Origin of the sequence: Microbacterium hydrothermale (assembly GCF_004854025.1) — a bacterium.
GTDB classification, from domain to species: domain Bacteria; phylum Actinomycetota; class Actinomycetes; order Actinomycetales; family Microbacteriaceae; genus Microbacterium; species Microbacterium hydrothermale.
On sequence record NZ_STGM01000004.1, the window covers coordinates 44090 to 67442 of the forward strand.

Sequence of the window (23353 nt, forward strand, 5' to 3'; positions counted from 1 at the left end):
TCCGACGTCTCGGCGCTCGTCATCACCGGGTGCGCAGGGGTCCCCGGGCCAGCAGATGCTGAGCCGACTGCGCGACGGGGCGCATCGTGACCAGATCGAGGTTCACGTGCCCGGGCGCATCGAGCGCGTACGCGATGACGTCGGCGACATCATCGGCGACGAGCGGCGCCTCGACCCCCTCGTAGAGCTTGTCGGCGGCATCCTGGTCTCCACCCAGCCGGTTGAGCGTGAACTCCTCGGTGCGCACCATGCCCGGCGCGACCTCGATGACGCGCAGCGGTTCTCCGTTGAGCTCCTGCCGCAGCGCGTGCACGAGCATGGCCTCGCCGGCCTTCGCGGCGTTGTAGCCCCCACCGCCCGGGTAGGCGGTCTGCGCGGCGGTCGAGGTGACGAAGAGCAGGTCGGCGTGCCCCGCGGCGTCGGCCGCGCGGCGCAGCGCCGGAAGAAGGGATGCCACGAGCCGCTGCCCCGACAGCACGTTCGCCTCGAACATCCAGCGCCAGTCCTCCGGGTCGCCGTCTTCGACGCGGTCGCTGCCCCGCGCCCCACCCGCGACGTGCACGAGGGCGTCGACGCCGCCGGTGCTCTCGAGCCACGCGGCGAGCGCGGTCACGGCGTCGGCGTCGGTGAGGTCGGCGGCGTGCGCCACGACGCCCGTCTCGGCCTCGAGGGCCGCGAGACGCTCGGCGCGACGCGCGACGCCCACGACGTCCCACCCCCGCGCGCGGAGCAGGCGTGCGGTCGCCTCTCCGATCCCCGAACTGGCCCCGGTTACAACTGCGCGTCGCGTCATGGCATCCACGCTATTACGGTCCGTGTCCGCACCGGTTGTCCGCGTCGCGGGTCGTCCCTACGCTCGCAGCAGGCCCGGGCGACCGCCCGGCCCCCAGAACCTGAGGAGCAGCCATGTCGGCACCCGAGAACTGGCGTTTCGAGACCAAGCAGATCCACACGGGCGCGCAGCCCGATCCGGTCACCAAGGCGCGCGCCACGCCGATCTACCAGACGACCTCCTACGTCTTCGACAACGCCGACCACGCCGCGAACCTGTTCGCGCTGGCCGAGTTCGGCAACATCTACACCCGCATCCAGAACCCCACGCAGGACGTCGTCGAGCAGCGCGTCGCGGGCCTCGAGGGCGGCACCGGCGCCCTCCTCGTCGCCAGCGGCCAGGCGGCCGAGACGTTCGCGGTGCTCAACATCGCCCAGGCCGGCGACCACATCGTGTCGTCGAGCTCGATCTACGGCGGCACCTACAACCTCTTCAAGTACACCCTCGCCAAGCTCGGCATCGAGACGACGTTCGTCGAGAACCAGGACGACCCCGAGGAGTGGCGCGCGGCGGTGCGCCCGAACACCAAGCTGTTCTTCGCCGAGACCATCGGCAACCCCAAGATCAACGTGCTCGACATCCGCTCCGTCTCCGACGTCGCGCACGAGGCGGGCGTCCCGCTGATCGTCGACAACACGATCGCGACGCCGTACCTCATCCGTCCCTTCGAGCACGGCGCCGACATCATCGTGCACTCGGCCACGAAGTTCCTCGGCGGTCACGGCACCACCATCGGCGGCGTCATCGTCGACGGCGGCACCTTCGCCTGGTCGGAGCACTCCGAGCGCTTCCCCGGCCTGACCACGCCCGACCCCTCGTACCACGGCGCCGTCTACACCCAGGCGGTCGGCGACGGCCTGGCCTACATCATCAAGGCGCGCGTGCAGCTGCTGCGCGACCTCGGTGCCTCGATCTCGCCGCAGAGCGCGTGGCAGCTCATCCAGGGCATCGAGACCCTGTCGCTGCGCGTCGAGCGCCACGTGCAGAATGCACAGGAGATCGCGGAGTGGCTCGAGGCGCATCCCGACGTCGCGAGCGTCAACTACTCGGGCCTTCCGACCTCGCCCTGGTACGCCGCGGCCAACAACTACGCCCCGAAGGGCGTGGGAGCGGTGCTGTCGTTCGAGCTCAAGGGCGGCGTCGAAGCGGGCCGCGAGTTCGTCAACGCGCTCGACCTGTTCAGCCACCTGGCCAACATCGGCGACGTGCGCTCGCTCGTCATCCACCCGGCATCCACCACGCACTCGCAGCTCACGCCGGAGCAGCAGTTGACCGCGGGCGTGACCCCCGGTCTGGTGCGCCTGTCGGTCGGTCTCGAGAACATCGACGACCTCAAGGCCGATCTCGACCAGGCCCTCGCCGCCGCGCGCCGCCTGTCGGAGGCCGCGCGCGCCTGACCCGCGCGCGCACGGACGCCCCGCCCCGGTTCCTCCGGCGCGGGGCGTCCGTGCGCGTCGCCAGGATTCGTCGCCTCGGGCCCCCCGGAAGCGACGACTCCCGGCGAGTCGCGCGGGAGGCGGTCAGATCTTCTGCCGCGGACGGAGGCTCCCCAGTCCCCCGTCGACGCCCAGTACCTGGCCCGTCATCCACGCGTTCTCGGGCGCGAGCAGGAACTCCACGGCCCGGGCGACATCGTCGGGCTCGCCGAGCCGTCCGAGCGGGTGCATCGCCTCCGACACCTTGCGCGACATGTCGCTCGAGGTGAGCTTCTCGGTGAGACGCGTCTGCACGAGCCCCGGCGCCACCGCGTTCACGCGCAGGCCGTGCGCGGCGTAGCTCGCCGCCGCCGAGAGGGTCAGGCCGATCACCCCGGCCTTGGCCGCCGCGATGCCGTCGTGGTTGGGCAGGCCCGCGAGGGCCGCCGCCGACGACACCAGCACCACCGCTCCCCCGTCGCGCATGTGGGCGCCGGCGGCGCGCACCGCCGCGAACGCCGTGGTCAGCGAGGCGGCGATGAGCCCGTCGTACTGCTCGCGCGAGGTCAGGTGCGCGGGCTTGAGCAGCATCGAGCCCGCGAACACCGCGATCCCGTCGAGCGGACCGGCTTCACCGACGACGCGATCGACCGCGTCGAAGTCGGTGGCGTCGAGGATGTGGTCGGGGTCGATGCGCGAGGAGTCCCGCGCGGTGGTGACGACGCGGTGTCCCGCGTCGCGCAGTCGTGTCGCCGTCGCCTGGCCGATGTCGCTCGAGGCGGCGATGAGAAGGAAGGTCGCCATGCCGGGATCATGACGACCCCACCCGGGAGTCAGCGGGGGCTGGACAAGCGGCATCCGAGTCGTCCCGACGCGTAACAGACCGTTGCCGACCGCGGCCACCGGAGAGAATGGATGCCATGGACTGGCAGATCTCCGAAGACACCGTGCCCTCGGCGCCGGTGACGGAGGCCGACGCGCGGTCTCTGCTCGGTCGCCCCCCGGCGACGGGCGCGTGGCGCGACGGCGACCCGATCGGCGACCGCCGGTTCGCCACGTTCGGCGCGTTCACGACCGAGAACGGGGCGTCGCTCCCCCACGTGCGCCTCGCCTACGAGACGTGGGGCGAACTCTCCCCCACGCGCGACAACGCGGTGCTGATCCTGCACGCCCTCACCGGCGACAGCCACGTGCGCGGCGCCGCCGGGCCCGGTCACGCCACGGCCGGCTGGTGGAGCGATCTGGTGGGACCCGGGGCCGCGATCGACACCGACCGGTGGTTCGTCGTCGCCCCGAACATGCTGGGCGGATGCCAGGGCTCGACCGGACCGGCCAGCATCGCCCCCGACGGGTACGAGTGGGCCGCACGCTTCCCGTATCTCACCATCCGCGATCAGGTGTCCGCGCAGGCGGCGCTCGCCGACACCCTCGGGATCGAGCGCTGGTTCGCGGTCGTCGGCGGCTCGATGGGCGGGATGCACGCCCTCGAGTGGGCCGTCGGTCATCCCGACCGCGTCGCCCGGGCGGCGATCCTGTCGGCCCCGCCGATCACGACCGCCGACCAGATCGCGCTGAACTCCGTGCAGCTCGACACCGTCCGCATGGATCCGCGCTTCGCCGGCGGCGAGTACTACGACGCGGGCGACGGTGACGGCCCCCACCGCGGTCTCGCCCTCGCGCGCCGCATGGCGCTGCTGAACTACCGCAGTCCGACCGAGTTGAACTCGCGCTTCCAACGGTCGTGGCAGTCCGGGGTGAGCCCGCTGGGCCGCGGCGGCCGGTTCGCGGTGGAGTCGTACCTCGACTTCCACGGCAACAAGTTCACGCGCCGCTTCGACGCCAACAGCTACCTGACCCTCGTCGAGGCCATGAACTCGCACGACGTCGGGCGCGACCGCGACGGCGTCGAGGACGCCCTGGGCCGGGTCAGCGCGACGACCCTCGTGCTGGGCATCGACAGCGACCGCCTCTTCCCCATCGACGGGCAGCACCGCATCGCCCGCGGCATCCCGAACACGCTCGACGGCGACCAGTCGGTCGTGCTCGCGAGCGACTTCGGCCACGACGGCTTCCTCATCGAGACCGCCGCCGTCGCCACGCACCTGCGCCGCCTCTTCGCGACCTGAGGGATTCCGGATGCCGCGCCCGCGGCATCCGTCCCGCGTGGGCGCCCTTCCGGTCGGGGCCGCGCCGTCCCGCGTTCGGAACCTGTCATGGCGCGCCGAGGGGCGCCGCGCGTCCAGGACACCCGGAGCCGGTGCGATCGGGTCCGGGTGTCCTGGACGATCGACACTCGCGCGCGGGCGCGGGGCGCAGCGCGCGGGGCGGGGCTCAGCGCTGCGTCGGGATCGAACCGGTGATCGCCGTCTGCGCGGCCTCGGCTGCCGGCATCCGGTGCGCGGGGTGCCGACCGGAACGGTCCTCGACCCGGTACGACGCGATCGCCACCGCGAGCCCGCCGAGGGCGAGCAGCGCACCGACCCACGCCGGGGCGACGAGTCCGAGACCGGCCGCGATCGCCAGGCCGCCGAGGAAGGCGCCGAGGCTGTTGCCGATGTTCAGCGCCGAGTGGTTCAGGGCCGCGGCGATGGACTGATTGTCTTCGGCCACGTCCATCAGGCGCGTCTGGATCGCGGGGCTCAGCGCCGCTCCGCAGAACGCCACGAGGAAGGCGAAGAGCACCAGACTCACGATCCACGCGGCGGTGAGGGCAAGACCGACGGATGCCACCCCCAGAGCCACGAGCCCGACGTACAGCCAGAAGCGCAGGTCTATGTCGGCGAGGGCGCCGCCGACGATGTTGCCGACCGTCATCCCCACCCCCACCGTCACCAGCACGAGCGAGACCGCCCACTCGGGCTGACCCGCGACGTCGGTGATCATGGGGGCGATGTAGCTGTACATCGCGAAGAATCCGCCGAAGCCGACCGCGCCGATACCCAGCGCGAACCAGACCTGACCGATCCGGAACACGCGCAGCTCGTCGCGCAGACGCCGTCCGGGAGAGCCCGAATGCGACGGCACGAACAGGGCGATGCAGACGGCCGCGAGCGCGAAGATCGCGGTCACCACGGCGAACGCCGCTCGCCAGCCGACCTGCTGGCCGAGGAGCGTGCCCAGCGGCACTCCGACGACGTTGGCGATCGTGAGCCCCGTGAGCACGAAGGCGACGCCCTTCGCGCGATTGCCGGGTCCGAGCGCATCCGCCGCCACCAGCGCGCCGATGCCGAAGTACGCGCCATGCGGAAGACCGGCGAGGAAACGGGATGCCGCGACCAGCTCGAACGTCGGGGCGATGACCGTCAGCAGCGTGAAGAACGCCAGCGCCGCCGCCAGGACGATCATCACGCGGTGCCGCGGGAAGCGCGCGACCGATCCGGCGATGGTGGGCGCACCCACGACCACGCCGAGGGCGTAGAGCGAGATGAGCCATCCGGCCTGCGCGAGGGCGTCGTCCGGGGACGACGCCCAGACACCGGGCACGAGTTCGCGGGCGATGTTGGGCAGCAGGCCCATCACGACGAACTCGGTCATGCCGATGCCGAAGCTGCCGATGGCGAGAGAAAGGAGCGCCCGCATCGCCGCACCTCTCGAGGGAGTCGAAGAGGTCACCCGTCGATGCTAGCCGGGTTGCCGCGCCCGGTCGAATCGTTTCGAGACGACGACGCCGCAGTCCTTCACGCGATTCGCTCTCGAGCTCACTCCTCCTCCCCAGGCGGTCGATCGGCGGGCTCCTCCCCCGTCACGCCGATCCACGGATTTCACCCGCTCCCCCCGTGGCACTCTCGAACCCTGCCCCGCACAATGAAAGGATGCCGGAGATGACCGAACCCCAGGTCTGGGTCCTGATCGGGACGTTCGCCGCCGCCGTCCTGGGCGGCATTACCTTCAGCACGAACCTCATCATGGGCTCGCTCACGAAGGTGATCACCGCGAACACCGATCGTCTGGAGGCGCGCATCGACTCCCTGCGTGCAGAGACGATGGCCGAGAGTCGCGTCACGCGCTTGGAGCTCAACGCCAAGATCGACAGCGTCGAAGCCGGACTCAACGCCAAGATCGACAGCGTCGAGAGCCGTCTGCGTGGCGACCTCGCACGCATCGACGCCGACGTCTCCGCCCTCACCAAGCGTGTCTGGACCGACCCGCCCGCGATCTGATCCGACCTCAGTCGATGCGGTCCTCTCGACGCTCCAGCGCCTGCTCGAGCCGCTCGACCTTGCCGTCGATCTCTCCCGTGCGCCCGGGACGGATGTCGGCCTTCAGCACCAGCGAGACGCGCGATCCGTAGGGCATCACGGCATCCGTCGCCGCTTTGACGACGGCGAACACCTCGTCCCACTCCCCCTCGACCTCGGTGAACATCGAGGTCGTGCGGTGCGGCAGGCCGGACGCGCGGACGACGGCGACCGCCGCGGCCACGGCGTCGTGCACCGACGCGTCGGGGTTCTCGGCCGCGGCGGTGCCGACGCCGGAGGGGGCGACGGAGAAGGCGATGAGCATGCCTCGAGACTACGGCGCGGCAGCCCGCGGCGGGGCGGGGCGACGCCCGCGCCGCACGAACCGGCGCCCCCCGAGGACAGCGCGTCGAGGTCAATGCGCCCAGGTCAGTGCGTCGAGGGCACCCGCGGCGGGGCGGGCCGACGCCCCGTGACGATCTCGCGCAGGCCCGCGGGCGGGCGCACCCGGCCGACGGGCGCCCGCACGACCCGCACGATCGCCCACACCAGCAGCACCAGACCGAGGACGTTGCGCACCTCGAGCACGACGACCGGGAAGGGGTTCGGGTGCGTGGCCATGAGCCCGTCGTACAGCAGCGGGTACATCCACTGCGTCAGAGCGGCGATGACCAGCGTGAGGGCGGCGAAGCCGTACCAGCGACGCCGGTCGAGCAGCAGGCCGAGCACGACCGGGGCGAACAGCCACACGTAGTACTGCGGCGAGCCCACTTTGTTCAGCGCGATGAACGCCGTGACCAGGGCGAGCGACAGCGGGGGGAAGAGCGAGAGGAACGTCGCGCCGTGCCGGAGCTTCCACACGCCGACGGCAGCCACGCCGACCATCGTCAGGAGCATGATCGGCGTCATGGCGGCGATGACCGCATCCGCTCCCGGTCCCGTGACCTGGAAGGTCAGCACGTCGCCGTCGTAGTAGACCTCGCTGCCGGGTACGTAGAACGCCGCCAGGAACATGTACAGGCCCCCGACCGGCGCCTCCATCTGGATGCCGCGCGAGGTCTGGTCGCCGACGAACCCGAAGACGAAGGGCGCTCCGCCCAGGGCGACCACCGGGATGATGGTCGCGAGCGAGACGGCCACCGCTCCCCAGACGAGGGCGAGACGGCGACGCACCGCCACGAGCCCGGCCGCGAGGATCGCCGCAGGCCACACCTTCATCCACACCGACACCGACAGCAGGACGGATGCCAGGAACGGGCGCCGCAGCATCCAGATGCCGCCGAGGATTGCGAACGGCACGGTGATGCCGTCGATGCGGTAGATCCCCACCGGACCGATGAGCAGGATCGCGGCGAGCCAGAACCAGGCGGCGATGACGCGGCCGCGCGAACGTCCGGAGCCCACGAGCACGACGAAGGCGATCAGGTTGAAGAGGGCGACGGTGATGGCCCACGCCGGCGTGTATCCGACGGCCCAGGCGAACAGCCAGGCGAAGGTCATGGGCAGGAACGCCAGCTGCGGGTAGATCCACTTCTCGGTGATCCCGGGCCACTGCCAGGTGTCGCTGCGCGTGCACGAGGTCACGTCGATGCCGCCGAAGAGCGCGCAGCGCGACCACGGTTCGTACACCAGATACACGTCGCCCATGGGCTCGTTCGGCTGCTGGTAGCCGAGGACCCCCACCACGACGTGCACGGCGACGAACGCGATCAACAGGGGAACGACACGCCTCAACACCCCCCGATCCTAAGCGGGCCGCCCCGTCGGCCCCGGACGCGCTCCCCCGCCCGCCCGGGACGGACCGGTCAACCGTTATGCGATCGAGTCCGTCGGCAGCTCCGCGATCACGCGCGGAACGGCCTCCGCGACGTCGAGCGCGGTGATCGGACCGCCCGCGCCGCCCGCCGCGAGAGAGGCCACCGCCCCCGCGCGTCCGTGCACCCAGGCCGCGGTCGCGGCGCACGCGGCCAGATCGTCGATCCCGGTGCGTCCCGCCGCGACCGCGCCGGCCGCGAGGGCGCCGAGCACGCCGCCCAGCACGTCGCCCGTGCCCGCGGTCGCGAGCCACGGGGTCCCCGCCGACACCCGGCGGACCCACCCTCCCGCGGCCGCCACGACGGTCACCGCGCCCTTGGACAGCACCACTCCGCCGAAGGCGTCCGCCGTCTCGCGGGCGATGCGCTCGCGATCATCGACCGCGGCCTCCGGCAGCCCGAGCACCGCGCGCAAGCGGTCGAGCTCGCGCGCGTGCGGCGTCACGATCACGGGAGCGGTCGCCCCGGCGACCAGGTCGAGGGCGCCCGCGTCGACGACGACGGGCAGATCGCCGCTCAGGATGCCGCGCAGCGCGGCGGTCTCGGCGGCGTCGCGCTCGGCGGCATCCGTCCCCGATCCCACCAGCCATGCCTGCACGCGACCGTCGGCGGTGACCGTCTCGGGCCGGCGCTGCAGCACGAGGTCCTGCGCCCGGGCGGGTCCGAGGTAGCGCACCATCCCGGTCCCGGTGCGCCAAGCCGCCTCGACCCCGAGCACCGCCGCGCCGGGGTAGCGGGCCGACCCGGTGCGCACGCCGATGACGCCCCGGGAATACTTGTCGTCGTCCGCCGTTGGCCTTCGCAGTACGCGGGCGGCATCCTGTGCGCCCCAGTCCGTCGCCGTCATGGCGTCACCCTAGAACGCGAAGGTCCCCATGAGCGCCCTCTTCTCTCCCCTGTCCATCCGCGATATCGCGATCCGCAACCGCCTGTGGGTCTCGCCGATGTGCCAGTACAGCGCCGTGGACGGCGTGGTGAACGACTGGCATCACGTCCACCTCGCCCAGTTCGCGGCGGGAGGAGCGGGGCTGGTGATCGCCGAGGCCACCGCCGTCTCACCCGAGGGGCGCATCTCCCCGCAGGATGCCGGTATCTGGACCGACGCCCAGGCCGAGGCGTGGCGGCCCATCGTCGCCGCCATCCGCGCCCGCGGCGCCGTCGCGGGCGTGCAGCTCGGCCACGCCGGCCGCAAGGCGTCGACGTCGGCCCCGTTCGCCGGCTCGCGCGGCACGGTCGCCCCCGCCGACGGCGGCTGGAGCACCGTCGCCCCCTCGGCCCTCGCCTACGCCGACTTCGCCGAGCCCGTCGCCCTCGACGCGGCGGGCATCGAGAAGGTCGTCGCCGATTTCGCGGATGCCGCCCGTCGGGCCGTCGACGCCGGATTCCAGGTGCTCGAGCTGCACGCGGCCCACGGCTACCTGCTGCACCAGTTCCTCTCGCCCCTGACCAACCATCGCGACGACGAGTACGGCGGCTCGTTCGAGAACCGCGTGCGCCTGCTCGTGCGAGTGACGCGGGCCGTGCGCGACGCCGCTCCCGCGGCGGCGGTGTTCGTGCGCTTCTCCGCGACCGACGCGGCCGAGGGCGGGTGGAGCGTCGACGAGACCGTCGCCGCGTCGCGCCTCGTCGCCGCGGCCGGCGCCGACCTGATCGACCTGTCGAGCGGCGGACTGGTTCCGCAGCAGCACATCGTGCCCGGTCCGGGCTATCAGGTCGCGTACGCGGACACCGTGCGCCGGGAGACGGGACTGCTCGTGAGCGCCGTCGGGATGATCGACGAGCCCGCGCTCGCCGAGAACGTCGTCGCCGACGGTCGGGCCGATGCCGTCATGTCGGCCCGGGAGTGGCTGCGCGACCCGCACTACGCCCTGCGCGCCGCCGCGCAGCTGGGCGCCGACTCCCCCGCCCCCGCGCAGTACCTGCGGGCGTACTGACCCGCGCCCCGGCGGCGCTCCGCGACGCCCCGCTCGCCCGGCGACGCCCCACCCGGCCGTGAGATCACCCGATCGGCGCGAGGTCACACGGACGGAGCGGCGCGGAACGGGTGATCTCGCGCCGATCGGGTGATCTCGCCGACCGTCGACGGCGAGAACGAGAACACCGGATGCCGCGGGGCCCAGGGCCCGCGGCATCCGGCGTTCTTCTGCGGCGGCGTCAGACGAAACGTCGACGCTCGGTGGCGTCCTGCACCTCGCCGACGAGTTCTTCGATGACGTCCTCGAGAAACAGCACCGCGCGCACGTCGCCGTCCTGATCGCGCACCTGCGCGAGGTGGCGGCCCGAGCGGCGCATGAGCGCCAGCGCGTCCTCGAGATCGGTGGTCTCGAGCACCGACACCATGTGGTGAACGCGCTTGCCCGGGATGGGGCGGGCCATGTCGGCATCCGACCCCTCCGCCGCGCGCAGCACGTCCTTCAGGTGCACGTACCCGGTCGGGGTGCCCTCCGCGTCGACGATCACGTAGCGCGAGTACCCGTGCTGGGCGACGGCCCGCTCGATCTCGGCCGGGGTGGTCGTCTCGGGCAGCGTCACGAGCTCCGACATCGGCACGGCGATGTCGGCGGCCTTCTTCTCGGTGAACTCCACCACCGCGGTGACCGTTCCGGACGCGTCGTCGAGCACCCCCTCGCGCCGCGACTGCGTCACGATCGTGGCGACCTCGTCGAGCGTGTAGGTCGAGGCGGCCTCGTCCTTCGGCTCCACGCGGAACAGCCGCAGCACGTGGTTCGCGGTCCAGTTCAGGGCCACGATGATCGGGTGGAACGCCTTCGATACCGCCACCAGCGGCGGGGCGAGCATGAGCACGGCCCGGTCGGGCAGAGAGAACGCCAGGTTCTTCGGAACCATCTCGCCGAACACGACGTGCAGGTACGACACCAGCAGCAGGGCGACGACGAACCCGATCACGCCGACCGCCGCCTCGGGAAGTCCCGTGAGACCGAGAGGCCCCTCGAGCAGGTGGTGGATCGCCGGTTCGGACACGTTCAGGATCAGCAGCGAGCAGATCGTGATGCCGAGCTGGCACGTCGCCAGCATCATCGTGGCGTGCTCCATCGCGTACAGCGCGGTCTTGGCCGCGCGCGATCCGCGGTCGGCGTGCGGTTCGATCTGCGACCGCCGCGCCGAGATGACGGCGAATTCCGCGCCGACGAAGAAGGCGTTGGCGGCCAGCAGGACGACCAGCCACGCGATTCCAGCCCAGTCGCTCATCACTGATCACCGCCCTTCGCCGCGCGCACGAGGTCGTCGACGTCCTGCTCCTCGGGTTTCGGGGTGAACTGCACCCGGTCGACGCGCCGGCCGTCCATGCGCTGCACCGCGAGCACGCCGTCGTCGATCTCGACGGTGTCGCCGACGACGGGGATGCGCTCGAGGGCGGCCATGATGTATCCGCCCACGGTGTCGTAGACCTCGCCCTCGGGAACCCTCACTCCGGCACGATCGAGCACCTCGTCGGGGCGCAGGTCGCCGGGGAACGTGACCGACGCGGCCGAGCGGACCACGCCCGCCCGCGAGCGGTCGTGCTCGTCGAGCACTTCGCCGACGATCTCCTCGACCAGGTCTTCGAGGGTGACGACCCCGGCCGTCCCTCCGTACTCGTCGACCACGATCGCCATCTGGTAGCCGCGCGAGCGCAGCTCCGACACGAGGGTGTCGAGGTGCACGGTCTCGGGTACGCGCAGGGGCTCGGTGGAGAGGGCGGCGACCGGGACGTCGCCGCGGCGGTCGCGCGGGACGCCGATCGCGGCCTTGAGGTGCACCACGCCGACGATGTCGTCCATCGACTCGCCGTAGACCGGGAACCGGCTGTGGCCGGTGCGCCGCGCGAGCTGCACGACGTCGTCCGCGGGATCTCCGGCGGCGAGCGCGTGCACGCTCGGGCGCGGGGTCATGACGTCGGCGGCGCTCAGGCGCGAGAAGGTGAGGCTCCGATCCAGCAGCGACGCGGTGTCCTTCTCGAGCATGCCCGCGCTGGCCGAGCGCTTGACGAGGCTCGACAGCTCCTCCGCCGAGCGGGCCCCGGACAGCTCCTCCTTGGGTTCGACGCCGAGGGCGCGCAGCACTCCGTTCGCGCTGCCGTTGAGCACGAGGATCGCGGGCTTGAAGACCGCGGTGAACGCGACCTGGAAGGGGATGACGAGCTTGGCCGTCTGCCGCGGGATCGCGAGGGCGAAGTTCTTCGGCACGAGCTCACCCAGGATCATTGACAGCACGGTCGCGAACCCGACGCCGATCACCGCGGCGAGGCCCACGGTGAGCGCCTCGGGCACTCCCCACGCCTCGAAGGCGGGGCGGAGCAGGTTCGAGATCGCCGGCTCCATCGTGTAACCGGTGAGGAGAGTGGTCAGCGTGATGCCGAGCTGCGCACTCGACAGGTGCGTCGAGGTGATGCGCAGGGCGTCGATCGTGAGCGAGAGCCGGGTCTCCCCGGCGGCGCGGCGCGCCTCGAGGTCGGCGCGGTCGAGATTGACGAGGGCGAACTCGCTCGCGACGAAGAGTCCGGTTCCCACGGTGAGCAGCAGCCCCACGGCCAGCATGACGTAATCCATCAGGCATCACCCCCGCTCGGATGCGCGGCGGGAGAGGGTCGTCGGGGCCTGGGTCTACAACTGGGAGGGTCGTCCATCGTGCCGTCGATTCTATGGCAGCGCGAGGCTCGCGGGCCGTGTCTGCGCGAGACAGCCGACCTGGGGAGGATGGGGGCATGGATGCCACGTCCCCGGCGCAGACGCGCGCCATGGCGGCCGAGTCGGCCGTCGTCCGCCGCTACGTCCACCGCTACGGTCCGCTCGCCTGGGCGCACGCGGCGACGCCGGGGGCTCCCGGCGCACGCACCTGGCACTACTGGTGGCACGCGCACCTGCTGCACGTGCTCCGCGACGCCGAGGAGCACCGCCCCGACCCGCGGCGCGCGCGGTTGCTGCGGGCGCTGCACCGCGGCATCACCGTGCGCACGCTCGGTCGGTGGACGACCCGGTTTCACGACGACGTGGCGTGGATGACCCTGGCCCTCCAGCGCTACGACGTGCACGACCGGCGTATCGACCGCCTCACGCGGCGGCTGCACGACGCGATCGACCCCGCGGTGGGGGCGCTGCCGTGGGCGATCGACAGCTCCCTCTACAACGCCCCCGCGAACGGGCCCGCGGCGATCGCCCTGGCGTGGTCCGCCCATCGCGGCGCGGCGGTCGACCTCGACGCGTGGGTCGCGGTGACGCTCGACGACCCCGCGACGGGGCTGGTGCGCGACGGCGTCGAGCACGGCGTCGTCCGGTCCGAGCTGTGGACGTACAACCAGGGCGTCGCGATCGGCTCCGCCCTCGCGCTGGCCGAGGGCGCCCCCGACGCCGACGCGCGGGACGCCCACGAGGCGCGCGCGGCCGCGATCGTGCGGGCCGTGGCCCACTGGTGCGCCTCCGACGACGGGCTGTTCCCCGCCGCCGGAGGCGGAGACGGAGGCCTCTTCGCCGGCATCCTGGCCCGCTATCTGGCGGAGGCGGCGGTGTGGTTCCGGGCGCATGCGGCCGACGACGGCCACCTCGAGGTGGCCGCCACCGCGGCCGGGCTCGTGCGCCGAAATGCGGACGCGCTCTGGGACGGGCGCGCGGACGGCCTGTTCCCGGCCGATCCCCGCCGCCCCGCGAGGGCGACGGGCGACGACCTCGACCTCTCGGTGCAGCTCGGCGCGTGGATCACGCTCGAGGCCGCGGTCGACGTCGAGCGCGCCGTCACCAGCTGACCGGCAGCGCCTTGCCCTCCTCGTATCCCGCCGCCGACTGCAGGCCGACGCGGGCGCGCTCGTGGAACTCCGCGACCGAGGCCGCACCGGCGTAGGTGAACGAGGAGCGCACGCCCGAGGTGATCATGTCGAGGAGGTCCTCGAGTCCCGGCCGCTGGGGGTCGAGGTAGATGCGCGACGACGAGATGCCCTCGGCGAAGAGCTCCTTGCGCGCGCGCTCGAAGGGATCCAGACGCCCGAAGCGCCCCTGCACCGCTTTGGTGGAGGCCATCCCCCACGATTCCTTGTAGAGCAGACCCGCGTCATCGGTGCGCAGGAGCCCGGGCGCCTCGATCGTGCCCGCGAACCACGAGCCGATCATGACGGATGCCGCGCCCGCGGCCAGGGCGAGGGCCACGTCGCGCGGGTAGCGCACGCCGCCGTCCGCCCAGACGTGCGCGCCGGCGGCGCGGGCCGCCTCCGCGGTCTCGAGCACCGCCGAGAACTGGGGCCGCCCGACCGCGGTCATCATGCGGGTCGTGCACATCGCGCCCGGCCCCACGCCGACCTTGAGGATCGACGCCCCGGCGTCGGTCAGATCCTGCACGCCCTCGGCGGTGACGACGTTGCCCGCGGCGATCGGGATGCCGAGATCCAGGGAAGCGACCTCGCGCAGCGCGCGCAGCATCTGCGCCTGGTGGCCGTGCGCGGTGTCGACGACGAGCACGTCCACGCCGGCGGCCGCGAGGGCCGACGCCTTCCCTGCCACATCGCCGTTGACGCCCACCGCGGCGGCGACGATCAGGCGCCCGTGGGCGTCCGTCGCGGGACGGTAGACCGAGTCGCGCAAGGCGCTGCGCCCCGACAGGGTGCCGACGACGCGGTCGCCGTCCACGACCGCGACGATGTCGACCCCCGCCTCCTCGATGAGGGCGAAGACGGCGCGGGGGTCTCCGATGCGCTCGACCTCGACGACGGGGCCGTCGCCGCGCGCGATGTCGCCGAGCGTGGCGTCGGGGAGGGCGGTCGCCAGGCGGCGGGCCGGCACGATGCCGCGGTACGCCGCGAGGTCGAGGACACCGTCGTCGCGGATGTCGGCCACGACGATGCCGCGGCCCGCGACGGGAGGAAGCACCTGTCGGGCGTCGGCGACGGTCGCGGTCGGCGGCAGCACGAGCGGTGCGTCCCACGCGACCGGCTGCGACTTGACCCACTCGACGGCCTCGATCAGCTGCGGCAGCGCCAGGTCCTGCGGGAGCACGCCCAGGCCTCCGCGCCGGGCGAGCGTCGCGGCCAGCCGGGTACCGGTGACCGAGTTCATGTTCGCGGACACGAGGGGGATCGTCGCGCCGCTGCCGTCGCCGGGGGCGAGGTCGACGTCGAGACGACTGCGCACCTCCGAGTGGCGCGGGACGAGGAACACGTCCGAGTACGTCAGATCGACATCGGGTTGAGCGCCGGAGAACTCCATGGGATCCACTCCATCACACACGTGAATGGCAAGTCCCCGAAGCCGCCCAGAAACCTCGGCTAGGCTGGCAGACGCGTTGGACGCTCGTCGTCTTCGACGGCGACGTCGGCGCATCCACAGGAATCTTCATCGAGGAAAGCAGGCGATCGACTGTGTCGAGCCAGGTGACGGGCGTCGGTACTTCGAGCGAGGGCGAGTTCGGCGCGAACGAGTGGCTCGTAGACGAACTCTACGAACAGTTCAAAGCCGACAAGCACTCCGTAGACAAGGCCTGGTGGCCGATCCTGGAGGCGTACCACCCGGTCGTCGACGGATCCTCGGCCGCCGCTCCCCCGCCCGCCGCGCCGACTTCGGCGCCGGCGTCCGAGCCCAAGCCGGTGACGGCGCCGATCCCGGTCGTCGGTCAGGCCCCCGTGGCCCGCACGACCGCCAAGCCCGCGAAGCCGCAGCCCATCCCGGCGCAGGCGCCGAACGCGGTCCCCTCGGCCGGCTCGGAGAGCACCGAAGAAGACCGCGTGACGGTTCTGAAGGGGATGCCGAAGGCCCTGGCATCCAACATGGACGACTCGCTCACGGTGCCCACCGCGACCAGCGTGCGCACCATCCCGGCGAAGCTGATGATCGACAACCGCATCGTCATCAACAACCACATGTCGCGCACGCGCGGCGGCAAGGTCAGCTTCACGCACCTCATCGGGTGGGCGCTGATCCAGGCGCTCAAGGAGTTCCCGAGCCAGAACGTCTACTACGCCGAGATCGACGGCAAGCCCTCGGTCGTGGCCCCCGCGCACGTGAACCTGGGCATCGCGATCGACATGCCCAAGCCCGACGGCTCGCGCGCCCTCCTCGTGCCCAGCATCAAGCGCGCCGACACGCTGTCGTTCGGCGAGTTCCTCGCCTCCTACGAAGACCTCGTGCGCCGGGCTCGCGGCAACAAGCTGACCCCGGCCGACTTCCAGGGCACGACGGTGTCGCTGACCAACCCCGGCGGCATCGGAACGGTCCACTCCGTCCCGCGCCTCATGCGCGGACAGGGCGCGATCATCGGAGCCGGTGCGCTCGACTACCCCGCCGAGTTCATGGGTGCGAGCGAGAAGACGCTCAACGAGCTGGCCATCGGCAAGACGATCACCCTCACCAGCACCTACGACCACCGCGTCATCCAGGGTGCCGGCTCGGGCGAGTTCCTCAAGAAGGTCCACGAGCTGCTCATCGGGCAGCGCGGCTTCTACGACGACATCTTCGCCGCCCTGCGCATCCCCTATGCGCCCATCCACTGGGCCGCCGACATCAGCGTCGACGTCTCCGAGCGCATCGACAAGAGCGCGCGCGTGCAGGAGCTCATCAACTCGTTCCGCGTGCGCGGCCACCTCATGGCCGACATCGACCCGCTCGAGTACGTGCAGCGAACGCACCCCGACCTCGAGATCGAACAGCACGGGCTCACCTTCTGGGACCTCGACCGCGAGTTCGTCACCAACGGCCTGGGCGGCAAGCGCGTCGCCAAGCTCCGCGACATCCTGGGTGTGCTGCGCGACTCGTACTGCCGCACGATGGGCATCGAGTACATGCACATCCAGGACCCGGCCCAGCGCCAGTGGTTCCAGCGCAACGTCGAGGTCAAGTACACCAAGCCCGGCCACGACGAGCAGCTGCGCATCCTGTCGAAGCTCAACCAGGCCGAGGCGTTCGAGACGTTCCTGCAGACGAAGTACGTCGGTCAGAAGCGCTTCAGCCTCGAGGGCGGCGAGTCGCTCATCCCGCTCCTCGACCAGATCCTGCAGGGTGCCGCCTCGGCCGGCCTCGACGGGGCCGCGATCGGCATGGCCCACCGCGGTCGCCTGAACGTGCTGACCAACATCGCGGGCAAGACCTACGGTCACGTGTTCCGCGAGTTCGAGGGTGCCGTGGCCGTGGGCAGCAAGCGCGGCTCCGGCGATGTGAAGTACCACCTCGGCACCGAGGGCACGTTCGTCGGCGACGCCGGCGACGAGCTCCCCGTCTACCTGGCCGCCAACCCCTCGCACCTCGAGACGGTCGACGGCGTGCTCGAGGGCATCGTCCGCGCCAAGCAGGACCGCAAGCCCATCGGCACCTTCTCGTGGCTGCCCATCCTCGTGCACGGCGACGCCGCGTTCGCCGGTCAGGGCGTGGTCGTCGAGACGCTGCAGATGTCGCAGCTGCGCGGGTACCGCACCGGCGGCACGATCCACGTCGTGGTCAACAACCAGGTCGGCTTCACCACGACGCCGACCGACGCCCGCACCTCGGTCTACGCGACCGACGTCGCCAAGACGATCCAGGCTCCGATCCTGCACGTCAACGGCGACGACCCCGAGGCCGTCGTGCGCGCCGCGGAGCTGGCGTTCCAGTACCGCGAGGAGTTCCACCGCGACATCGTGATCGACCTCGTCTGCTACCGCCGTCGCGGTCACAACGAGGGCGACGACCCGTCGATGACGCAGCCGCTCATGACCAACCTCATCGAGGCGAAGCGGTCGGTGCGTCGTCTGTACACCGAGTCCCTCGTCGGTCGCGGAGACATCACCGAAGACGAGTACGAGCAGGCGAAGCAGGACTTCCAGAACCGCCTGGAGGTCGCCTTCGCCGACACGCACGAGGCCGAGACCGGCACCAACCCGGTCGTGACCACCGACGCGGCCGACGAGCCCGCCGTCGGCGCTCCCGAGACCACCGGCGTCTCGCGCGAGGTCGTCCAGCACATCGGCGACGCGTTCGTGAACAAGCCCGACGGCTTCACGGTGCACACCAAGCTCCAGCAGCTGCTCGACAAGCGCCTCGACATGAGCCGCAACGGCAACATCGACTGGGCCTTCGGCGAGCTCCTCGCCTTCGGTTCGGTGCTGATGGAGGGCACCCCGGTCCGTCTCGCGGGTCAGGACTCGCGCCGCGGCACCTTCGTGCAGCGCCACGCGGTGCTGCACGACCGCGACAACGGCCAGGAGTGGCTGCCGCTGGCCAACCTCAGCGAGAACCAGGGCCGTTTCTGGGTCTACGACTCGCTGCTGAGCGAGTACGCCGCGATGGCGTTCGAGTACGGCTACTCGGTCGAGCGCTCCGACGCGCTCGTGCTGTGGGAAGCCCAGTTCGGCGACTTCGCCAACGGCGCCCAGTCGGTCATCGACGAGTTCATCTCGTCGGCCGACCAGAAGTGGGCGCAGCAGTCGAGCGTCGTGCTGCTGCTCCCCCACGGCTACGAGGGCCAGGGACCCGACCACTCGTCGGCCCGCATCGAGCGGTACCTGCAGATGTGCGCGCAAGACAACATGATCGTCGCGCGCCCGTCGACCCCCGCGTCGTACTTCCACCTGCTGCGTCGTCAGGCGTACCAGCGTCCGCGCCGCCCGCTCGTGGTCTTCACCCCGAAGGCCATGCTGCGTCTGCGCGGAGCCACCAGCCCGGTCGAGGACTTCCTCGAGGGCCGCTTCGAGCCCGTGCTGGCCGACGACCGCGGTCTCGACGGCGCCGCTGTGAAGCGCGTCCTGCTGCACGCCGGCAAGATCCACTGGGACCTGCGGGCGGAGCTCGACAAGAACCCCAACCCCGAGATCGCCCTCGTGCGCCTGGAGCAGTACTACCCGGCGCCGATCGAGGAGCTCACGCGAGTGCTGGCGCAGTACCCGAACGCTGAGCTGGTCTGGGTGCAGGACGAGCCCGAGAACCAGGGTGCGTGGCCGTTCATCGCGCTCGAGGTGGCCGACCAGCTCGACCGTCCCGTGCGACGCATCAGCCGCGCTGCGGCGGCGTCGACGGCGACCGGCTCGCCGAAGGTCCACGCCAACGAGCACGCGGCGATCATGAAAGAAGCGCTCGCGCGCTGATCTCCCGCGTTCCGAGGGGCTCGGTCGACGATAGTCGGCCGGGCCCTTCGGCGTTCAGGGCGGGGCAGGAGCAGCGAGCCTCGGCCGGACCCGGGCGACGATCCTCCGCGTGCGCGGCGGGGCAGGAACGCGCCCTGACCGAGCACGCCCGGGCCCGCGGCACTCGGGGCGGGGCAGGAACTCCGCACGATCAGGCCCGGGCCGCAGCGCGGCGGGGCAGGAGAGCCCTTCTACCGGCCCCGGGCAGCGCCCCTCGCCCCCGTCTCAGGACGTCGGCGCCGCGAGCCCCAGAACGGATGCCAGGGCGGGTATCGCGTACGCCAGACTGCCGTCGAGCGCCTCCCCGGTGTGGCCCGCCCCCTCGACGATGTGCGTCAGCACCGTGAACCCGGCGGCCTTCGCGGCATCCGCGTTCGCCTGCTGACCGGGACCGTAGGTGGTGTCGGCGCTGCCCCACGTGAAGATGGCGAGGTGATCGGTGTAGGTCCCGGGGGCCGCCGCGGCCATGATCACGGAGGGCTTGTTCGCCTGGAAGGCGTTGGCGTCTCCGTTGTAGACGTCGGCCACGGTCTGGGCGACGTGCTCCGACCCGGGGAACTCGTTGCCCATGACGTCGAGCATCTGCCCCCAGGTGTCGGGGTGCTTCGTCCCGTACAGCGCCGCGCACGAGCCTCCGTTCGAGAAGCCCCCGATCGTCCAGTACCGGTGATCCTTCACGATGTTGAGGTTCGCTTCGGCCCACTGCGGCACGAGCTGGTTGATGTAGGTGGAGACGGCCCCGTACTTCGCGGAGTCCACGCACGCGGGGTCGCGATCCGGCGCCGTCAACTGGTCCACCACGATCGCGATCGGGGCGAGTCCCTTGTTCGCGGCGGCGAACGTGTCGAGCGCTTTCGCGAGGGCGGTCGGATCGGGTGAGCCCGGCTGCCCCATCATGAACACCAGCAGCGGCAGAGCCGGCGGGTTCGCGACCTGCGCCGCGGGCGGCAGGTAGAGCGAGGCGTCGCGCGCGGCGTACTGACCGGTGGGGATCTTGCTTCCCCCCGTCAGTGCACTCACGGACCCCTTCGACGGCATCCCGGCCGGCGGCTCCCACGTCTGATACAGCGTCGACGGGTCGCCCGCGGTGTCACCGCGTTGCGGGAGCGACGCCGGGTCGAGAGCCTGCACCCCGAGGATCGCGGCCAGGTTGTGGGTGACGCCGTACGACGCGTTGACCCCCAGCGCCCCGGCCAGGAGAGCCGCGACGACCGTGATCGCGCCGATCACGCGCCGGGGCCAGGGGCGGCGGCAGATGCCGACCACGCCGATGCCGACCGCGGCCGCCGCCCCCGTCGCCCACCAGATCGCGCCCGACGGGAGCGGCCCCTGGAACGTGTCCATCGCCTCGAGGATCTTCGCCACGACGAACATGACGACGACGGAGGCCACGGCGACCACCGCCGTGCGGATGAGTCGGCGGGGCGCCCACAGGAAGACGGCGACGACACCGAGACCGGCGATCACCGCCGCCACCGGGAGCAGGGGCGAATCGATCAGCTCGAACGACAGCACGAACTTGTTCATCGACGCCCCTCCCACGCGGTCCTCGCCAGAGCGACCATCTCACGGCGTGACGCGTCGGGAAGGTAGGCACGGCCGACGGCGGCGCCGATCGCGGGCAGCTGCAGCGGGTCGCGGTAGGCGAGGGCCAGGGGACGGTACCTCGGGCGGAACTTGCCCTTGAAACGGAACAGCGACGCGAAGCCGTACGCCGGTTCGAGCACCTCCGCGAGCCAGCGCAGCAGAGACCGCAGCGGACCGGGATCCCCGTCGACGGGCTCGTCGGGGTCGTCGGCCAGCGGTGCACCCGAGAGGCTGAGGACGACGGCGCCCTCTTCCTGCAGCTCGAGGGCCGCCTTGGCGATGAGGAACTCCATCATGCCGTTGGGGCCGTCGGTGCGCCGACGCATGAAGTCCAGGGTCCACCCGGTGATCTCCCCGTCGGTCCAGCTGGGCATCCAGCTGGTGACCGCCTCGATGCGCTCGTCAGGGCCGACGGCCAGCAAGAGGCGCACGTCGCGGTCGCGGAGTTCGTCGAGCGAGCCGAGGGTAAAGCCCATCTCGGGCAGGGCGCGGTCCGCGACCCATTCCTCGTCGATGGCCACGACCTGCGACGCCTGGGCGACGGTGAGCTCGTGCCAGCGCGACCACACCGCGGTGTAGCCCTCCCTCTCGGCGCGGGTGAGCGGCTGACGCACCTTCTGCCAGCTCTTGCCCGCGAAGGTGAGGCCCGGCAGGTCCATTACGGTCTCCACCCCCACGGGAACGTGGCGCCACCCCAGCTCCACCAGGTCGTCGAGGGTCTCGGTGTGCACGCTGTAGAACGCCGGCGTCCATCCGTGCTCGACGCAGTAGTCGGTGAAACCCCGCAGCGCCTCGGGCCGACGCCCCTCCGGAGCGAGAGGATCGGCGACCGCGAGGGCGACGTCACCCGCGAGACGGTAGGCCACGGCGCACTGGCGGTCGTCGGAGTACCAGTGCCGATTGCCCTCCCACGTGCCGAGGAAGCCGAGGGTGTCGCTGCCGCGACGCAGGAGGTCGCGATAGAGCGCCTCGCCCCCGGCATCCGGCCGCCGCGCCCGACGGTAGAGCCAGAGGATCGCGGCGACCACGATCGCCCAGAACAGCACGCCGATCCACTGGTAGGCGAACAGCGCGGGACCGTGGTGGGGGAACGCGGTCCCTCCCCCGGGGTTGGTGAAGGCGGGCGGGAAGAAGCGGCGCAGGGTCAGTCCGAGCAGATCGAGCACCGACAGCTCTCGATCGAAGCTGCGCCTTCCGACGGACTCCACGACGAAAAGCGTCGTCGCGCACGCCAGGAAGGCGAGCCCGACAACCGCGGCGACCGTCCGGGCCGCCGCGCGCGTGGCCCGCACCGTGAAGCGCGCCCGCGCCACCACGAGGGCGGCGGCCAGGGCGAGGGGGATGACGATGGATGCCAGGGCCCAGAGCACGTATTCCGCACCGCTGCCGTCGACCCAGGGGTCGATGCGCAGGCGCCCGTCGAGAAGGGAGACGATGGGGAGGATCGCCGAGGACACGAGCACGAACAGCGCGACGATCCAGGCCGAGCGACGCCCCTGGCGCAGGCCCCAAGCGGCGACGAGCAGCAGCACGAGGGGCGTGATCGCGAGGAGCGCGGGTCCGGCGCCGCGGGTCATCAGCAGCGCGACCTGCTCGTCGCAGACCGACTGCGCCACGGAGCCGCACTTGCTGAGCAGCTCGTCGTCGTACTGCGTGTAGGCGTCGACCACGAGCGACAGCGGTCCTCGACCGCCGCCGCTGACGAGGGCGACGATCGGTCCGCTCCCCACGACGGCGACGAGCAGGGCGAGCAGGGTGCGCGTCTCGCGCGTCGAACTGCGGTGCCAGGAGCGGCGCTCCCGACCGCGCGCCAGGATCGCGCCGACCCCGAGTCCGATCACCGCGGCGGTCAGGCGGTACCAGGAGTCCGCGTCGCCCGCGTACAGGGCGAACAGCGCCAGCAGGGCGAAACCGACGAGTCGGAGACGGCGCCGCCACAGGGTCGGAGCGAGGGCCGAGGCGGCCATCACCGCACCCGCGATGGGCGTCGTGGGATCGAGGACGGGAACCTCCGCGGCCACGACGGGCCGAAGGTCGGTGAGCGTCCACGCCGCCGCGTGCAGGCCGATGCCCACCGACAGTCCGGCCACGCCCAGCAGCAGCAGGAGGAGCGCCGTCCGCCGCGATCCCAGCAGCCGTTCCGCGTAGGCCAGCACGGTCAGCGCCAGCAGCACCGACGACGCGGCGTCCACCGGGGAGTCGGGGATCGCGAGGGCCGTCAGCAGCGTCCACCACCGCCCGCTCGCGAACGTCGCGAGGGGTCCGGCCCCCCACACCGATGCGTCCTCTCCCCAGAGCGCCCCCGTTGCGGCAGCGGCGGCGATCACGACCACGGCCGTGGCGAGCGCGACGGGGTTCTCGCGCGTGTAGCGGCGCAGGATCGAGAGCAGCGCGTCGAGGCGCGTCGGCTCGGACCGAACCGGGGAGGTGGGGGGTGCGTCGGACATCGGCGGAAT

At 71.8% G+C, this 23353-nt stretch carries 17 protein-coding genes; 6 read left to right on the forward strand and 11 right to left on the reverse strand.

Features of this window, described 5'->3' with window-relative positions; all coding sequences use genetic code 11:
* Positions 1-22 precede the first annotated feature (22 nt).
* Complete coding sequence (locus FB047_RS09480) at positions 23-793, reverse strand: SDR family oxidoreductase (RefSeq protein ID WP_136586958.1); 771 nt, start codon at positions 791-793, stop codon at positions 23-25.
* A gap of 113 nt (positions 794-906) precedes the next feature.
* On the opposite strand from FB047_RS09480, the gene FB047_RS09485 reads away from it, so the two are divergent.
* Positions 907-2229, forward strand: a complete 1323-nt coding sequence (locus FB047_RS09485; RefSeq protein ID WP_136586959.1) for a bifunctional o-acetylhomoserine/o-acetylserine sulfhydrylase — start codon at positions 907-909, stop codon at positions 2227-2229.
* Positions 2230-2352: 123 nt separating this feature from the next.
* On the opposite strand, the gene FB047_RS09490 is transcribed toward FB047_RS09485, so the two are convergent.
* Positions 2353-3051 carry an SDR family NAD(P)-dependent oxidoreductase gene (locus FB047_RS09490; RefSeq protein ID WP_136586960.1) on the reverse strand — a complete coding sequence of 233 codons (699 nt, stop codon included), beginning with the start codon at positions 3049-3051 and terminating at the stop codon, positions 2353-2355.
* Between the two features lie 116 nt (positions 3052-3167).
* Between FB047_RS09490 and metX the strand changes: the two genes are divergently transcribed.
* Positions 3168-4373, forward strand: a complete 1206-nt coding sequence (gene metX, locus FB047_RS09495; protein WP_136586961.1) for a homoserine O-acetyltransferase MetX — start codon at positions 3168-3170, stop codon at positions 4371-4373.
* A gap of 205 nt (positions 4374-4578) precedes the next feature.
* On the opposite strand, the gene FB047_RS09500 is transcribed toward metX, so the two are convergent.
* Complete coding sequence (locus FB047_RS09500) at positions 4579-5826, reverse strand: MFS transporter (protein ID WP_136587202.1); 1248 nt, start codon at positions 5824-5826, stop codon at positions 4579-4581.
* Positions 5827-6068: 242 nt separating this feature from the next.
* Here FB047_RS09500 and FB047_RS09505 point away from each other — a divergent pair, with 242 nt between their 5' ends.
* A complete protein-coding gene (locus tag FB047_RS09505; RefSeq protein ID WP_136586962.1) occupies positions 6069-6407 on the forward strand; it encodes a hypothetical protein in 339 nt (112 codons plus the stop codon).
* 7 nt (positions 6408-6414) lie between these two features.
* Here FB047_RS09505 and FB047_RS09510 read toward each other — a convergent pair whose 3' ends face one another.
* The 3 genes from FB047_RS09510 to FB047_RS09520 all read right to left on the reverse strand — a co-directional run bounded on the left by FB047_RS09510 (position 6415) and on the right by FB047_RS09520 (position 9086).
* Positions 6415-6750, reverse strand: coding sequence for a thiamine-binding protein (locus FB047_RS09510; protein WP_136586963.1), 336 nt, complete (start codon positions 6748-6750; stop codon positions 6415-6417).
* A 104-nt stretch (positions 6751-6854) separates the two neighbouring features.
* Complete coding sequence (locus FB047_RS09515; RefSeq protein ID WP_136586964.1) at positions 6855-8162, reverse strand: glycosyltransferase family 87 protein; 1308 nt, start codon at positions 8160-8162, stop codon at positions 6855-6857.
* A 75-nt stretch (positions 8163-8237) separates the two neighbouring features.
* On the reverse strand, positions 8238-9086 hold the full coding sequence (locus FB047_RS09520; RefSeq protein WP_136586965.1) for an ADP-dependent NAD(P)H-hydrate dehydratase: 849 nt from the start codon (positions 9084-9086) through the stop codon (positions 8238-8240).
* A 28-nt stretch (positions 9087-9114) separates the two neighbouring features.
* Between FB047_RS09520 and FB047_RS09525 the strand changes: the two genes are divergently transcribed.
* Positions 9115-10173, forward strand: coding sequence for an NADH:flavin oxidoreductase/NADH oxidase (locus FB047_RS09525; protein ID WP_136586966.1), 1059 nt, complete (start codon positions 9115-9117; stop codon positions 10171-10173).
* Between the two features lie 220 nt (positions 10174-10393).
* On the opposite strand, the gene FB047_RS09530 is transcribed toward FB047_RS09525, so the two are convergent.
* Both FB047_RS09530 and FB047_RS09535 read right to left on the reverse strand, forming a co-directional pair.
* Positions 10394-11449, reverse strand: coding sequence for a hemolysin family protein (locus tag FB047_RS09530; RefSeq protein WP_136586967.1), 1056 nt, complete (start codon positions 11447-11449; stop codon positions 10394-10396).
* Complete coding sequence (locus tag FB047_RS09535) at positions 11449-12789, reverse strand: hemolysin family protein (RefSeq protein ID WP_136586968.1); 1341 nt, start codon at positions 12787-12789, stop codon at positions 11449-11451. The genes FB047_RS09530 and FB047_RS09535 overlap by 1 nt, the downstream gene beginning before the upstream one ends.
* Positions 12790-12944: 155 nt before the next feature.
* On the opposite strand from FB047_RS09535, the gene FB047_RS09540 reads away from it, so the two are divergent.
* Positions 12945-13979 carry a glycoside hydrolase family 76 protein gene (locus FB047_RS09540; protein ID WP_167494204.1) on the forward strand — a complete coding sequence of 345 codons (1035 nt, stop codon included), beginning with the start codon at positions 12945-12947 and terminating at the stop codon, positions 13977-13979.
* On the opposite strand, the gene guaB1 is transcribed toward FB047_RS09540, so the two are convergent.
* Positions 13969-15429, reverse strand: a complete 1461-nt coding sequence (gene guaB1, locus FB047_RS09545; RefSeq protein WP_136586970.1) for a GMP reductase — start codon at positions 15427-15429, stop codon at positions 13969-13971. The two genes, FB047_RS09540 and guaB1, sit on opposite strands and share 11 nt — an antisense overlap.
* 152 nt (positions 15430-15581) lie before the next feature.
* Between guaB1 and FB047_RS09550 the strand changes: the two genes are divergently transcribed.
* A complete protein-coding gene (locus FB047_RS09550; RefSeq protein WP_136586971.1) occupies positions 15582-19271 on the forward strand; it encodes a multifunctional oxoglutarate decarboxylase/oxoglutarate dehydrogenase thiamine pyrophosphate-binding subunit/dihydrolipoyllysine-residue succinyltransferase subunit in 3690 nt (1229 codons plus the stop codon).
* Between the two features lie 264 nt (positions 19272-19535).
* Here the strand turns inward: FB047_RS09550 and FB047_RS09555 are convergent, their stop codons facing one another.
* Both FB047_RS09555 and FB047_RS09560 read right to left on the reverse strand, forming a co-directional pair.
* A complete protein-coding gene (locus tag FB047_RS09555) occupies positions 19536-20837 on the reverse strand; it encodes an alpha/beta hydrolase (RefSeq protein WP_136586972.1) in 1302 nt (433 codons plus the stop codon).
* The gene (locus tag FB047_RS09560; RefSeq protein WP_136586973.1) at positions 20834-23344 is read right to left on the reverse strand and encodes a bifunctional lysylphosphatidylglycerol flippase/synthetase MprF; all 2511 of its coding nucleotides are present in this window, start codon (positions 23342-23344) and stop codon (positions 20834-20836) included. The genes FB047_RS09555 and FB047_RS09560 overlap by 4 nt, the downstream gene beginning before the upstream one ends.
* Between the last annotated feature and the right edge of the window lie 9 nt (positions 23345-23353).